Genomic DNA, 13,088 nt, shown 5'->3' with positions numbered 1-13,088 from the left:
TTTGTGACCGTCCTCACACGCTAGGAAGATCGACGTTGCACTCACGTTGCCCGCCGAGGTGGCGCGCGTCGTGCACCGAGGAGGTGCCTGTGGTCAGAGACCGAGCTCGCGGTCCAGCCGCGCGATCTGGCCGGCGATCAACGGGCGCATCGGCGACGTCGCGTCGACGGCGTCACGCTGCGCAAGCCACATCTCGTAGTCGTCGGTGCCCCAGGCAGAGCGGGTCCAGGCCGACATCAGGTCGGCCTGTCCGGAGTGGATCAACGCGGCGCGCAGTGCGCCGTCCAGGCTCTCCCGCAGGCGTACGACGCCGGGTGCTGTCGACCGGGGGAGCAGTGGCCCGCGGTAGTCGCGGATCGCACCAGCGAGGTCACCGGACGCGAGCCGCGCCTCGACGCCGAGCCAGTCGGCGGTGATCCGGGCGTCCAGTCGGTAGGGCCGGGAGGCGAGCAGCTCCTCGCCGAGCAGGTGGCGCAGCCGGTTCATCTCGGCGCGCATGGTGGAGCCGCCGCCGTCGTCCTCGTAGAGCAGCACCGCGAGCTCGTCGCCGGAGAGCCCGCGAGGAGCGGAGGCGAGCAGCAGCACGATCTCGCTGTGGCGCGGGGAGAGCCGGAGGTTGGCCTGGTGGCCGCGGCCGTCATTGAGCGAGACCAGTGAGTCGGACCGGCCGAGCGACTCGATGACCAGGTGGTTGCCGGCCTGACGCTGCTCGGGGACGCGGCGGGTGAGCAGGTCGCGCGCGAGCTCGGACTCGGCCAGCCGGGCGGCGGCGCGCACCATGGCCATCGTCTGCGGCACCACGATCTCGTCGCCGCCGGTGATGTCGAGGACCCCGAGCAGCCGCGACGAGCCGGGGTCGTGGATCGGCATCGCGGCGCAGCTCCACCGCTGCACGGAGTGCCGGAAGTGCTCGGCGCGGACCACGCTGGCGGGCTGGTCCAGGCGCAGCGCCAGCCCGGGTGCGTTGGTGCCGGCAAAGCGCTCGTCCCAGTTGCTGCCCTCGACGAAGCCGATGCCCTCCGCGCGGCGCAGCACGGACGGAGTGCCGCAGACCCAGAGCAGCTGACCGACCTCGTCGGAGACGGCCATGATCGCGTCGCAGTCGCGCGCTGCCTGGCCGAGCACGTCATCGAGCAGCGGGAAGACCCGCGCCAGGGGGTGTGCCTCGCGCAGGTCGCGCAGGTCGTCGTCGGGCAGCGTGATCGGCGCAGCGACCTCGTCCGCGGGGACTCCGGCCGCGGCGGAGCGGTGCCAGGAGTCGGCGACCTCTGCGCGCATGCCCGTCGTGCCCATGGATCGAGTAGACACCGGGGACCTCCGTCGGGACCAGAGTCGAAAGGGTGGTTGCGCCGAGCGGTCGCTCCCCGGCGACAACCGGTCGGCCCTCGAGGTCACCGTGGACCGGCAGACGTTGCATCCACGTTGCAGCCGGAGTCCGGCACCGATTTCGGCTGGACGGTGGCGCTCCGGTAATGTTCCCCCCGGTGTCGTGTCCGAGCGGCCTAAGGAGAACGCCTCGAAAGCGTTTGTGGGTGCAAGTCCACCGAGGGTTCAAATCCCTCCGACACCGCCATGTGATGTCGCAAGACATGTGAAAGACCCGGACCTGCGGAAGCAGGTCCGGGTTTTTTGTTTCAGGCGTTGGTAGTCGCGTTCTGGGTTGATGGTGAGTTCTCTGAGGAGCTCTCCCGGTGATGGCGTTGATGATGTGTACGTCGAGGCCCTTGATGAGCAGGATTGCTTGGGTTCGCAACCTCCCGCGGAGTCAGCTAGCTGTGTTCGAGGACCTGGGCCGCAACAAGGCGAACTTGGCGATGTAGGTGTTGCTCGGCAATGGCCGCAACGCGAGCCGTCAGGTTCCTGCTCATGTGGTCGCCGAGTTCCTTGAGGCCGTTGAGGACCTGACGGGGAATGAGTGACCCGTCTTCGTGGAGCAGTTGGGCGATCCGAGTCTCTGCCGCTGGGCTCAGACCATCCCGACGGACCAACAGGTGGCACAGAGCGTTCGCGGCAATTCCGCGGACATCGCGGTCTGACGAGTGGGAGGCGTGAACCACGAGGGTCTCGAGCCATTGGTCGGTCCGGCCGGACATCGCCCATCGGCGAAGAGTCTGGGCACCCTCGTAGCGTGCCTCGCCGTCACTGTGACCGAGCAGCTGCCCCACCAGGATCTGAAGGTCGGAACTCGGCGCCAAGTTCAGCGAGCCGACCGCGCGTAGGCCCTCAGGAAATGGGTCGATGACTGTCTCGCGAAACACCGACGGGCCTTCCAGAAGGTCGGTGGCGCGCCCCGCGAGGCGGGCCGACAAGCCAGCGGGCAGGTCGGATCCCATTCCTGCGAGACGGTCTAGTGCGTCGGCCTTGCTCGCCCGGGCAACCCGGGGATCTAGGAGGACGTCTGCGACCGCATCGGACAGGTTTGCACCGTAGCGGAGGGCTGCGATTGCCAGCGCCGTCGGGATCGGGCCGCCGAACGAGTGCCTGCCGCGGTTCGCCGACTCGACTACCTCAGCGAGTTCGCGCTTCAGAACTTGTTCAAGCACCCTCAAGCTAGTGACGCTCGGAGTCGTGTTGTTTTCGAGATTGGCGTTGAGATAGAGACGGATCTCTTCGAGGTCTGCGCCTTCTCCAAGTTGCTCGACCGCCGTGGGTTGAACGCGCTCGTTTAGCGCGGCGGCTGTTTCGGGTCTCGCTTGAGCCTTGGTTGAGTGCAGCCATTCTTGGATCGTCGAGGTTGCCTCGCCGTCTAGTTGGCTGGCACGCGGAACTGCCTTTGAGTAGTAGAGGTCGAAGTCCGCGGCGGTGGCGTCGTCAACATCGGCGAGGAAGAGGCGGATTGCGTCATTCGAGAGCCCTGTCGCGCCGCTTAGGGCGAAGAGCGTTCGCCAGACGCTTTCTCGTCGGGCACCCGCGGACTGCCAGTTTCCGCCGCGCTCGATTGGTCTGGCGTTTCGTACCGCCGCGATTCGTTCGAACGCTTGCCTCGCCTCATCCTTGCCCAGCGTCTCGGCCCCGACCCGCAGAAGGTAAAGTACGCATTCATTGAGTTGGTTGGCAGTGGTGCATGCCTTGGCGACTCGTTGCGTTTCGTTGCGGAGGGCCTGCAGGGGACCGGATTCGTCCATTCGTCGGGACAGAGCCTCGAGTGACTTCTTGCTGCCGGCCTGACGGAAGAGCCGGAGGGACTCCTGGTACAACCACGGCGGTCCGTCATGGTGAAGCGCGAGCGTCATCCGAGTCTCCGCGGTCACTTCACGGAAGTATCTGGCGCGGGGGTGTCCAGCGAACTCAAACACATAGAGTGCATGAACCACTGGTTCATCGCCCGCCTCGGACCGCCAGGTCATCCCGCGGCCGTGCCCCGCAAGATGTGACGCGAGGGTGCGTTGTTGAAGCTTGATAACTGCCTGGCCAGCTCGGATTTCCATATCCCGTGCGATGCGAGGGCGCTCGGTCTTCAGTCGGTCAAGCCAGCCTTCGAAGCCGCCTTTGACGGTTGACGCCTGGGCCTCGGCTGCGTCGAGCGCTAGAGCTGCGATGTCGGCAATTGTGTCGGCAGAAGTGCGTCCGACACTCTTGCTCATCTCGAACTCGGCAACGGTCCTCGGATCGAAGGAGCCCAGTTCTGCGGCGGCGAGCGCGGATTCCGCTTCACCGGTCTCGCCGAAGTCCCATAGCTGGTGGGCGATGTTCTGTAGCAGGAGGGCCCGCAGGAAATGTTGGTCCTTGTCCGTCTGGTCGAGGGTTGCTCGGAGCACTGCAATCGAGGTCTCGAGTCGGTCGAGTTCGGCGGCCGCTTGGGCAGCGACCAGTGCAGCGACGGTTGTTACCGCTGGATCGGTTGCTCGCCGCGCGAGATCCGAAAGTGCCCGCACGCCTTCATCGATCGTTGCTGTTTGGGTGGCCTTCATCGCGGCTACCAAAAGTGCCGCACCGTCGGGATCGACCGCCTTGCTCCCAGCAAAGTCCTCTGAGTCAACGTACTGCTGCGACTCGTGTGAGCGACCAAGAAAGTGGAGGGCGAGCGCGGCTTCCATGGACGGCGCTTCCGTGGAACGAAAATTCGGGTGTGGTGCGATGTCGCTGCTCGCGAGGATGGCAGCGACCCATTTCAGCTTCGTCATCGGAAGGACTCCTCGTTGTCGCTTAAGTCGCGGCGTCGGGCGGTTCGGTGTCGTGTTTCGAGGGAGGAGTTGATCGCGACGCGGCTTAGCCAATTCGTCATCTCGGACTCCAGTTCGGAGATGCTGGCGACTTGTGTCACCCACCGCTTCTCGCCCGTCCCCACAGCTGTGGTAACCGCATGGTGTGCGGCCTCTTCGGATCCAAAGGTGGCCACGCCGAGAGCCCGAATGCGGTTCGCCGCGTGGTCCTCCGTGTCTCGTCCGACGGCCGCCGTTCCGGAACCCTGGAGGGCTGAATCCGAGGCGACCACACGCATCCTTAGGCCCACGCCATCCGCCGTCCCGGGCACGTCTCGAAGCGGAATCAGGCTCTGCTCGGTGTACTGCTCAAGGACGCGACGGTAGACGTCCTCCCAAACACCATGCCGTGGGTCGCCCCGGAACTGGGTGGTCAGTTCGTTCCAACCAGGCTCGGGGTGTGTTGGGGTCTTGTGAACCTGCAGTAGATCTGCCAGCCGACGATCCATCCATGACCAGAATGAATCCGTGCGCATCACGGAGGTGTGGGTACCGGGGAGCGTTTGCCGTTGCGCATCTGTGATGCCCAGCCCTGAACTGAACGGGTCTACCCACATGTCATTGTCAGCGGTCACCGCGAAACACGGAACCTTTAGTGGGCCACTACCGCTTCGCTCGATGGTGGCGTCTACATGCGAGGAGAAGAATCGATCATTCAGAGTCTGCAGTGGGCTATGAATGCCCAGGACGCGCCGCTCCTTGGTGGGGACAGGCCACTTGGAGCCAGCCCTGGGGGAGGCAACGAAGATCAACCCTGCAATGGTTTCCACCGGTAGCGGAGGGCTCAGGGTCTGTTGCCATTGTCTGACCGTTGCTCCAGCAAGGAGGCCCCCCATGCTGTGGCCCACCAGAACGATCGACTTGTAGTCCAACGTCTGCAGTTGGTCGCAAAGTAGATCGATGAGGACGGGGAGCGCTGGCTTCTTGCGGAGCTGGCGCCACGCGCTGGGATAATCGGCGACAGCCACATCGGCGTTGACGAGATTCGACGTCAGGATCTTCCTCGGGATGTGGTGCCATGTTCCGTAGCCGGAGCCAGCCAGGCCATGTATGAGAACAACGAGAGCGTTGGGGCGTTCGCGGTCCGTGCGTCGCATGACCACGACGCGCTCGTCGCCAAAAGAGTTCTTGCCCAGTTCGAACTGGTCATTAACCCAAATCACCATCTGTGCCTCGGCCTCCGGCAGCGAGGGTACTGAACTGCGCGAGTCGCCGTTGTGAATTGGCAAGCAGAGAAGGGTGAGGCTCGGTGATGAGGTCACCGCGAAAGGTCCCGTGAGGATCTGTTCGGCATTTCCGGCGCGCTGGGTGCGAGGCTGCTCCCATGACCAGGGAGAAGATCTACTACGCGCTCGCGGTGCTCGGCTTCGTCGGCACCAGCTCGCAGGTGCTCGGCTACGTCGACGCCGGCCCGATCGGCGGCACCGCCGACTTCTGGCGTGACGCGCTCACGACCAACGACGCAGCGCGGTTCCTCGCGATCGACATCGCGGTGCTCGGCGTGGCGATCTTCGTCCTGCTGATCACTGATGCCCGCAAGCTCGGCATCGCCACGAAGTGGGTCGCGGTGTACGTCGTCGGCTCGCTGCTGATCGGCATCAGCACCTTCGTGCCGCTCTTCCTCGCGCACCGCGAGCGTGCACTTCGCCAGGAGGACGCGGCCGCGGGCTAGGAGAAGAGCGGGCCGCGGTGCAGCTTGTGCTGGGCCGCCTGCGCCAGCGGACGTACGACGAGGCGGTCGATGTTGACGTGCAGGGGGAGCCCGGCGGCGAACGCGATGCACTCGGCGACGTCGGCCGCGACCAGCGGCCGGTCGACGTCGGCATAGACGGCGTCTGCCTTGGCCGAGTCGCCGCCGAACCGGGTCAGCGAGAAGCCCTCGGTGTGCACCATGCCGGGCGCGATCTCGACGACCCGCACGGGTGAGCCGTTGAGCTCGAGCCGGAGCGTCTCGACCATCGCGCGCTCGGCGTGCTTGGCGGCCGTGTAGCCCGCGCCACCCTCGTAGGTGATCAGCGCAGCCGTCGAGGTGACGGTGATGATCGTGCCGCCGCCAGCTGCGCGGAGGGCGGGCAGCAGCGCCTTGGTCACGCGCAGGGTGCCGAGCACGTTCACGTCGTACATCCGCTGCCAGTCCTCGAGCGACGCGGTGGCAACCGGGTCGGCGCCGAGGGCTCCGCCGGCGTTGTTGACCAGCAGGTCGACCTCAGGCACTGCCTCGGCGAGCGCCGCGACCGAGGCATCCGAGGTGATGTCGAGCGCCACCGCCCGGGCGCCGATCTCGTCGGCCAGCGCCGACAACAGGTCGAGCCGGCGCGCGGCCACCACGACGTCGTACCCCTGCGCTGCGAGCTTGCGGGCGGTTGCCGCGCCGATGCCGCTGCTCGCCCCTGTCACCACTGCGATCGCCATGAACCGGAGGCTACTCTCGGCGCATGGGCCTCCTTGCGGTGACAGGTTCCACCGGTGTGCTCGGCGGGTTGGTCGCGCGCGACCTCGCCGCTCGCGGCATCAGCCAACGTCTCCTGGTCCGCGACCCGTCGCGGGCGCCACGGCTCGACGGTGCCGAGGTCGTGCGGTCCGACTACGGCGACGGCGAACTGGCCCGCCGTTCACTCGATGGCGTGACGACCCTCTTCATGGTCTCGGCGCACGAGTCCGCCGATCGGCTCGAGCAGCACGCGTCCTTCATCGACGCTGCGGCCGATGCGGGCGTGGAGCAGATCGTCTACACATCCTTTGTCGGTGCTTCGCCGGACTCGACGTTCACCCTGGCCCGCGACCACGCCGCCACCGAGCAGCTGATCGAGGCGGCCATTCCCGAGCACACGTTCCTGCGCGACAACTTCTACCTCGACTTCCTGCCGCACATGGTCGGCGAGGACGGCGTGCTGCGCGGACCCGCGGGCGACGGGCGGGTGGCCGCGGTGGCCCGCGAGGACATCGCCCGCGCCGCGGTTGCGGTGCTGCTCGACCCTGCGGCGCACAGGGACGCGGCGTACGACCTGACCGGGCCGGAGGCCCTGACGATGAGTGAGATCGCCGCAACGATCACCCGGGTCACCGGACGCGAGGTCAGCTTCCGCGACGAGACGCTCGAGGAGGCCTACGCGTCGCGGCTGAAGTGGCCCGCCCCGCAGTGGCAGTACGACGCGTGGGTCTCGACCTACACCGCCATCGCGGCCGGTGAGCACGAGCGGGTCTCGCCCGACGTCGAACTGCTCACCGGCCGCGCGGCGGTCTCGCTGGCGGACTTCCTCAGCTGAGCTTGCCCTTGATGGCGTCCTTGAGGTCTTCGACCTTCTGCTTGGCGCCGGCGGAGACCTGGTCGGCCTTGCCCTCGCCCTCGAGCTCGGGGTCGTCGTTGAACTTGCCAACTGCTTCCTTGGCCTGGCCCTTGAGCTCCTCGGCCTTGTTGGCGAACTTGTCGTCGAGTCCCATGGTGGCTCCTTCGGATCGGGTCGGTCACGCTCTTGAGCCGCGTGACCCTGGCTGGCCGACGGTGCCCACGCGCCGTCGGTTCAAACGGGTCGACCCGGGGAGACAACGAGGCCCCGTCCGAGGGAGGGGGGACGGGGCCTCGTGCTTGGGGGTGGCTCAGCTGCCATACAGGGCGCGGATGCCGTTGCCGTCCTCGGTGGTGAAGCTGAGGTCGTCAGACGTGCCGTTGCACTGGGGGTAGTGCATGATCGACGCCGAGTCGTAGGGCGTCAGCGGGCGCCAGCTGCTGTCCTCGAAGCAGGTGCCGGACTCCGGTCGTGTGTGCTCGTGGCGCAGGCCGAGGGTGTGCCCGAGCTCGTGGCCGAGGATGTTGGTCGGCGTCCACGAACCCGAGGTCCAGATCGAGTCGTCGATCAGGACGTTGCGCGAACGCTTCGAGGTGCTGGGGAAGAACGCCCGCGCGATGTACTGCGTGGTCGCCACCGGCTCGACGGAGAAGAGGACGTTGTTGTTGCGGGTGTTGCAGCTCGCGTCCTGCGAGGCGACGTAGGTGTAGTTGACCTTCGAGGTCGCGCTCTCCCACAGGCCCGCTCCGCCGGCCATCGCGTTGACGACGTCGCCGTGCCGCGTGCCGAACTTGGTGCTGACGCAGTAGGTCAGGTTCAGCGCCTGGCTGGCCGACCACTTGTCGTCGACCCCGTTGACCCGGTTGACGATGAGGCCGTCCTCCTGGGTCTTCGGTGCCTTGACGAGGTCGTCGTAGAACTGGCGCAGCTCACCTGCGCTGTCGACCGGCTCGTCGCCGTTGACGATCTTGACGCCGGTCGGGTCGGTGTACGTCGACGCGGCGAACTCCTGGAAGGTCGGCGCCGTGGCCGCGTAGGCCGTGGTCGTCAGGCCCGTGAGGGCGACGGCCGCGAAGCCGATCTTCCATTTCCTGGCGAGGTTCATCGGGTGTGCTCCCCTTGCTCGGTTGGTGACCTGCGGTGGCAGGTGGGCGCCAACCTAGGAAGCAGCGATCGACAAGGGAAGCGTTCTCGGGCTGCAGGTTCCTGCATTGCAGGAACCCGCATGTCACGGCCCGATCACGGCCCGATCACGGGCGGCTCGAGGTCAGCTGCGACCGGCGATGCCGTCGTACATCACGCGCTGGATGGCGGTGCGCAGCCGGCGCTCGTCGAGCGTGGGATCGCTCAGCGCCGCGAGCACGGAGCCGAGGATCATGCCGTTGATCGCGCGGGCGGTGTTGTCGACGTCGAGGTCGTCGGGGAGGTAGCCGTCCTGCACGCCGTGGGCGACGTAGGTGGCGGTGAGCGAGGTGGCGAGCTCGAAGAACTCGAGGATCCGTGCCCCCATCTCCTTGTCGATGCCCGGCGCCTCGAGCAGCAGCATCCGCGGCACGCGTGGGTCCTCGCCGAAGACCTGGGCGAGGGCGTCGCCGATGCGCACCGTCTGGGCGCGGTAGTCCTCGAGGGTGTGCACCGCGTCAGGGGCGTTCTCCGCCGCCAGGGTGCCGATGATCCGCTCGATCAGGTCGGTGATCACGTGCTCGACGATGTCGCGCTTGTTCGTGAAGTAGCGGTAGAAGGTGCCGTGCCCGATCCCGAGTCGCGCGGCGATGTCGGCAATGCCGGTCGCGTGGTAGCCCTTTTCGGCGAAGCACTCGAACGCGGCGTCGATGATCTCGCGGCGCAGCTCGAGCTTGCGCCGTGCGGCACGGCTCAGCTCGGGGATCTCCTCGGATGCGCTCACGAGGCTGAGTCTATTGCTGACCTCCGAGAAATGACATACCGTTCCGTTACTGATGTTTCGTTCCGCGCTAGGAGATTCCTGATGTCCACCCACCACGACGCAGTGATCGTTGGTGCCGGATTCGGCGGCATGGGCGCCGCCATCCAGCTCAAGCGCAACGGTTACGACGACCTGCTCATCCTCGAGCGCGAGGACGACCTCGGCGGCACCTGGCACGTCAACCACTACCCGGGCCTGGCCGTCGACATCCCGTCGTCGACGTACTCGTACTCCTTCGAGCCGAACCCCTACTGGTCGCGGCTCTTCGCGCCCGGCGCCGAGCTGAAGAAGTACGCCGTGCACGTCGCCGACAAGTACGACCTCAAGCGCTACATGCGTTTCGGCACCGTCGTCTCCGGCGCAACCTGGGACGAGGACGAGTCGGTCTGGCGTGTGTCGCTCCAGGGTGGCGAGACCGTCACCGCGACGTACCTCGTGACTGCGACCGGCTTCCTCTCGCAGCCGAAGATGCCCGACATCGAGGGCATCGACACGTTCCAGGGCAAGGTCATCCACACGACCGCGTGGGACGACTCCTACGACCTGACCGGCAAGCGCGCGGCGATCATCGGCACGGGAGCCACCGCGGTGCAGCTCATCCCGGAGGTCGCGAAGCAGGTCTCGGACCTGACCGTCTACCAGCGCACGCCGATCTGGGTCTCGCCGAAGTCCGACACCGGCATCCCGAAGATCGTGCAGAAGGCGTTCGCCGCGCTGCCCTTCACGCAGAAGGCGGTCCGCCTGACCGGCACCTCGATCCTCGAGCTGCTGATGGTCGCGGGCGTGCTGGAGTACAAGAACATGAGTTTCGTCGGCAAGATCGCCGAGCAGGCCTGCAAGGCGCACATGCGCCGTCAGGTTCGTGACCCGGAGGTGCGTCGCAAGCTCACCCCGGACTACACCTTCGGCTGCAAGCGACCCACGTTCTCCAACACGTACTTCCCGACGTTCAACAAGTCGCACGTGCACCTGGAGACGAGCTCGATCACGCGCATCGACGAGTCCGGCATCGTGACAGCCGATGGCCACCGCACCGACATCGACGTGCTGCTGCTGGCCACCGGCTTCAACCTCTGGGACGTCAACTTCCCGGCGATCGAGATCATCGGCAAGCAGGGCAGGGACCTCGGCAAGTGGTGGCGCGAGACGCGCTTCCAGGCCTACGAGGGCATCACCGTGCCGGGCTTCCCCAACCTGCTCTCGCTGAACAGCCCGTACTCCTACAGCGGCCTGTCCTACTTCACCACCGTCGAGTGCCAGATGAAGCACATGGACCGCCTCCTCACTGCCGCGCAGGAGCGGGGCGCGGACGTCTTCGAGGTGAAGCAGGAGGCCAACGACGAGTTCCTCGAGCGCATGCGCAAGAAGGTCGGCGTCTCCGTCTTCGCGCTCGGTCAGTGCGCCACGGCCAACAGCTACTACTTCAACCAGCACGGTGAGGCGACGCTGCTCCGCCCCACCTCGACGATCGCCGCGCACCGCGAGGCCGCCCGCTTCCCGCTCGAGGACTACACCTATGCCTGAGGCCTCCGTCGGTGGAGGTACGCCGCGGCGCGGGCTCGCGCTCGGCTGCGGCGGCACCCTCGGCTTCGCGTGGACCGCGATCGCGCTCCAGGCCATCGAGCGCCAGCTCGGCTGGGACGCCCGCACCGCCGAGGTCATCGTCGGGACGTCTGCCGGATCCGAGATGGCAGCTCTGCTCGGCAGCGGCCGCACGGTCGACACGGTCGTCGCAGCCCTGGACGGCTCCACCGAGGACAGCGTCGTCGCCCGGCACCTCGCCAGCCGGCCGGGAGGAGCACCTCCGCTACCCGCGTTGAGGTGGCCCGCGCTCGGGCTCATCGGTCGCGCCGCGCGGCGTGACGTGGACCTGCTCGCGGGTGCTTCCGGGTTGTTGCCGCGTGGTCGCGGAGACGCGAGCTGGCTGCGTGCCCTCGGGGAGCGCCTGGCCAACGAGGACGGCTGGGTCGATCACCCGGGTGTCTGGCTCGTCGCAGCCGCGGCTGACACCGGTGAGCGTGTTGCCTTCGGCGCACCCGGTGCTCCTCGCGTCGGCCTTGCGGACGCCATTGCGGCGTCCTGGGCGGTGCCGGGGTGGATGCCGCCGGTGTCACTGATGGGCCGCGACTACCTCGACGGGGGCTGTGTCTCGCACGCGTCCGCCGACCTGCTCGTGCCACTAGGGCTCGACGAGGTCATCATCGTGGCGCCCATGTCGACACGTGGCGGTGCCTCGGCTCGCGGCCTGTCCCGGGCCGAGCGGGTGGTGCGCCATGCGATGACGCGGCGGGTCGACCGCGACCAGGCGCTGCTCGAGGCCGCCGGCACCCGGGTCATCCGGGTCGAGCCGGGCGAGCGCGAGCTCGCCGTCATGGGTCCGAACTTCATGGATCCGACGCGCCGCCAGGCCACCGTCGAAGCCGCCCGTCTGCACACCCCCTCGCGCGTTCGCCGCGCCATCGCCACAGGAGCCGTCGCGTGAACCGCTACCCGTCCATCAACCTTGACGGCGCCGTCGTCGCCATCACCGGCGCTGCCCAGGGCATCGGCCGTGCCACCGCCGAGCAGTTCATCGCTCGCGGTGCCAAGGTGGCCATCGGCGACCTCGACCTGGAGAAGGCCGAGAAGACGGCGGCCGAGATCGGAGCAGTCGCCTACCGGCTCGACGTGCGCGACCACGCGTCGTACCAGGCGTTCCTGGAGGCGGCGGCCGCCGACCTCGGGCCGCTCGACGTGCTGGTCAACAATGCCGGCGTCATGCCCAATGGGGGCTTCCTCGAGCTCGACGCAGGCACCGACCGGATGCAGTTCGACGTCAACGTCTTCGGCGTGATCAACGGCATGCGGCTCGCACTTCCCGGCATGCTCGAGCGGGGGCGTGGCCATGTCGTCAACGTCGCCTCGCTGGCCGGGAAGTTCCCGGTGCCGGGTCTCGCGGTCTACAACGCGACCAAGTTCGCCGTGGTGGGGCTGACCGCCGCGACCCGCCTCGAGTACGCCGACCGGGGCGTCAGCATCTCGGCGATCCTGCCGTCTGCGGTCGACACCGCCCTGGCCTCCGGCCTCGACATGCGACCGATCCCGAAGGTGCAGGCCTCCGATGTCGCCCGTGCCGTCGTGGACTCGTTGGCGAACCGGAAGGCGGAGACCGCCGTCCCGTCGTACGTCGGCGGGCTGGCCAACGTCGCCTCCGTGACGCCTGAGCCGATGCTCAACCTGGTGCGTCGCATCGCGAAGGGTGACCGTGCGATGCGACCGGACAGCGCCGAGCGGATCGCCTACCGCGCGCGGCTGGAGTCACAGAAGGACTGCTGACCGCGGGGGAGGATCAGTCGTTGCGGATCGTCGCGGGCGTGACCACTGTCTGCTCGACCGTCACGACGACCTCGGCCGGGACCGGGGCGGCCGGCTCGGGAGCCGCGAAGCCGTAGAGGTCGGTGGCGACCGACAGCGTGACGTGGGCCGCGAGGAGTGCAGCGGTCGCCGCGCACGCCTTCGCCACTGCGAGGCGCAGTGACTGGCGCAGGGTGCGCTGGCGGGTCCGGATCATCACGCCCATACAACGCCGCAGGCGCGATTTGGCTACTGCGATTCCGGTCACGCGTCCAACGTCTGGGGATCAGGGCACGGTGAGCGCAGTCACGGTCTGTTTCG

General features: G+C 67.4%; 13 protein-coding genes and 1 tRNA gene. 6 read left to right on the top strand and 8 right to left on the bottom strand.

What is annotated here, in order from left to right:
- Positions 1-93: 93 nt before the first annotated feature.
- Positions 94-1,308 carry a GAF domain-containing protein gene (locus D4739_RS04720; protein WP_238473525.1) on the bottom strand — a complete coding sequence of 405 codons (1,215 nt, stop codon included), beginning with the start codon at positions 1,306-1,308 and terminating at the stop codon, positions 94-96.
- Between the two features lie 175 nt (positions 1,309-1,483).
- Between D4739_RS04720 and D4739_RS04715 the strand changes: the two genes are divergently transcribed.
- Positions 1,484-1,573, top strand: a tRNA-Ser gene (locus D4739_RS04715).
- Between the two features lie 196 nt (positions 1,574-1,769).
- Here the strand turns inward: D4739_RS04715 and D4739_RS04710 are convergent.
- Complete coding sequence (locus tag D4739_RS04710; protein WP_120059489.1) at positions 1,770-4,124, bottom strand: hypothetical protein; 2,355 nt, start codon at positions 4,122-4,124, stop codon at positions 1,770-1,772.
- On the bottom strand, positions 4,121-5,431 hold the full coding sequence (locus D4739_RS04705) for an esterase/lipase family protein (RefSeq protein WP_147384809.1): 1,311 nt from the start codon (positions 5,429-5,431) through the stop codon (positions 4,121-4,123). Before D4739_RS04705 ends, D4739_RS04710 begins: the two co-directional genes overlap by 4 nt.
- A gap of 95 nt (positions 5,432-5,526) precedes the next feature.
- Here D4739_RS04705 and D4739_RS04700 point away from each other — a divergent pair, with 95 nt between their 5' ends.
- On the top strand, positions 5,527-5,874 hold the full coding sequence (locus D4739_RS04700) for a DUF2834 domain-containing protein (RefSeq protein WP_120059487.1): 348 nt from the start codon (positions 5,527-5,529) through the stop codon (positions 5,872-5,874).
- Here the strand turns inward: D4739_RS04700 and D4739_RS04695 are convergent.
- Positions 5,871-6,614: an SDR family NAD(P)-dependent oxidoreductase gene (locus D4739_RS04695; protein ID WP_120059486.1), complete on the bottom strand. Its 744-nt coding sequence runs from the start codon at positions 6,612-6,614 to the stop codon at positions 5,871-5,873. The two genes, D4739_RS04700 and D4739_RS04695, sit on opposite strands and share 4 nt — an antisense overlap.
- Before the next feature lie 23 nt (positions 6,615-6,637).
- Between D4739_RS04695 and D4739_RS04690 the strand changes: the two genes are divergently transcribed.
- Positions 6,638-7,468: an SDR family oxidoreductase gene (locus D4739_RS04690; RefSeq protein ID WP_120059485.1), complete on the top strand. Its 831-nt coding sequence runs from the start codon at positions 6,638-6,640 to the stop codon at positions 7,466-7,468.
- On the opposite strand, the gene D4739_RS04685 is transcribed toward D4739_RS04690, so the two are convergent.
- From D4739_RS04685 to D4739_RS04675, 3 genes are all read right to left on the bottom strand, one after another.
- Positions 7,461-7,643: a CsbD family protein gene (locus D4739_RS04685; protein WP_120059484.1), complete on the bottom strand. Its 183-nt coding sequence runs from the start codon at positions 7,641-7,643 to the stop codon at positions 7,461-7,463. The genes D4739_RS04690 and D4739_RS04685 overlap by 8 nt on opposite strands.
- Before the next feature lie 156 nt (positions 7,644-7,799).
- Entirely contained in the window at positions 7,800-8,594 is a 795-nt protein-coding gene (locus tag D4739_RS04680; protein WP_120059483.1) for a M57 family metalloprotease, read from the bottom strand.
- 162 nt (positions 8,595-8,756) lie between these two features.
- On the bottom strand, positions 8,757-9,395 hold the full coding sequence (locus tag D4739_RS04675) for a TetR/AcrR family transcriptional regulator (protein ID WP_220699232.1): 639 nt from the start codon (positions 9,393-9,395) through the stop codon (positions 8,757-8,759).
- An 81-nt stretch (positions 9,396-9,476) separates the two neighbouring features.
- Between D4739_RS04675 and D4739_RS04670 the strand changes: the two genes are divergently transcribed.
- The 3 genes from D4739_RS04670 to D4739_RS04660 are packed head-to-tail and all read left to right on the top strand — an operon-like array spanning position 9,477 to position 12,749.
- A complete protein-coding gene (locus tag D4739_RS04670) occupies positions 9,477-10,958 on the top strand; it encodes a flavin-containing monooxygenase (protein ID WP_120059482.1) in 1,482 nt (493 codons plus the stop codon).
- Entirely contained in the window at positions 10,951-11,916 is a 966-nt protein-coding gene (locus tag D4739_RS04665) for a patatin-like phospholipase family protein (protein ID WP_120059481.1), read from the top strand. Before D4739_RS04670 ends, D4739_RS04665 begins: the two co-directional genes overlap by 8 nt.
- Positions 11,913-12,749 carry an SDR family oxidoreductase gene (locus D4739_RS04660; RefSeq protein ID WP_120059480.1) on the top strand — a complete coding sequence of 279 codons (837 nt, stop codon included), beginning with the start codon at positions 11,913-11,915 and terminating at the stop codon, positions 12,747-12,749. The genes D4739_RS04665 and D4739_RS04660 overlap by 4 nt, the downstream gene beginning before the upstream one ends.
- 13 nt (positions 12,750-12,762) lie before the next feature.
- Here the strand turns inward: D4739_RS04660 and D4739_RS04655 are convergent, their stop codons facing one another.
- Complete coding sequence (locus tag D4739_RS04655) at positions 12,763-12,984, bottom strand: hypothetical protein (RefSeq protein WP_147384807.1); 222 nt, start codon at positions 12,982-12,984, stop codon at positions 12,763-12,765.
- Positions 12,985-13,088 lie beyond the last annotated feature (104 nt).

It is taken from the genome of Nocardioides cavernaquae, from assembly GCF_003600895.1.
Classification (GTDB): domain Bacteria; phylum Actinomycetota; class Actinomycetes; order Propionibacteriales; family Nocardioidaceae; genus Nocardioides; species Nocardioides cavernaquae.
Note: the sequence above shows the minus strand (reverse complement) of the source record. Positions and strands in the feature narration are given on the sequence as shown.

Coding starts and splice junctions, on each gene's coding strand:
- D4739_RS04710 (WP_120059489.1), bottom strand. CDS start 4,124: ATGACGAAGCTGAAATGGGTCGCTGCCATCCTCGCGAGCAGCGACATC.
- D4739_RS04700 (WP_120059487.1), top strand. CDS start 5,527: ATGACCAGGGAGAAGATCTACTACGCGCTCGCGGTGCTCGGCTTCGTC.
- D4739_RS04695 (WP_120059486.1), bottom strand. CDS start 6,614: ATGGCGATCGCAGTGGTGACAGGGGCGAGCAGCGGCATCGGCGCGGCA.
- D4739_RS04690 (WP_120059485.1), top strand. CDS start 6,638: ATGGGCCTCCTTGCGGTGACAGGTTCCACCGGTGTGCTCGGCGGGTTG.
- D4739_RS04685 (WP_120059484.1), bottom strand. CDS start 7,643: ATGGGACTCGACGACAAGTTCGCCAACAAGGCCGAGGAGCTCAAGGGC.
- D4739_RS04680 (WP_120059483.1), bottom strand. CDS start 8,594: ATGAACCTCGCCAGGAAATGGAAGATCGGCTTCGCGGCCGTCGCCCTC.
- D4739_RS04670 (WP_120059482.1), top strand. CDS start 9,477: ATGTCCACCCACCACGACGCAGTGATCGTTGGTGCCGGATTCGGCGGC.
- D4739_RS04665 (WP_120059481.1), top strand. CDS start 10,951: ATGCCTGAGGCCTCCGTCGGTGGAGGTACGCCGCGGCGCGGGCTCGCG.
- D4739_RS04655 (WP_147384807.1), bottom strand. CDS start 12,984: ATGATCCGGACCCGCCAGCGCACCCTGCGCCAGTCACTGCGCCTCGCA.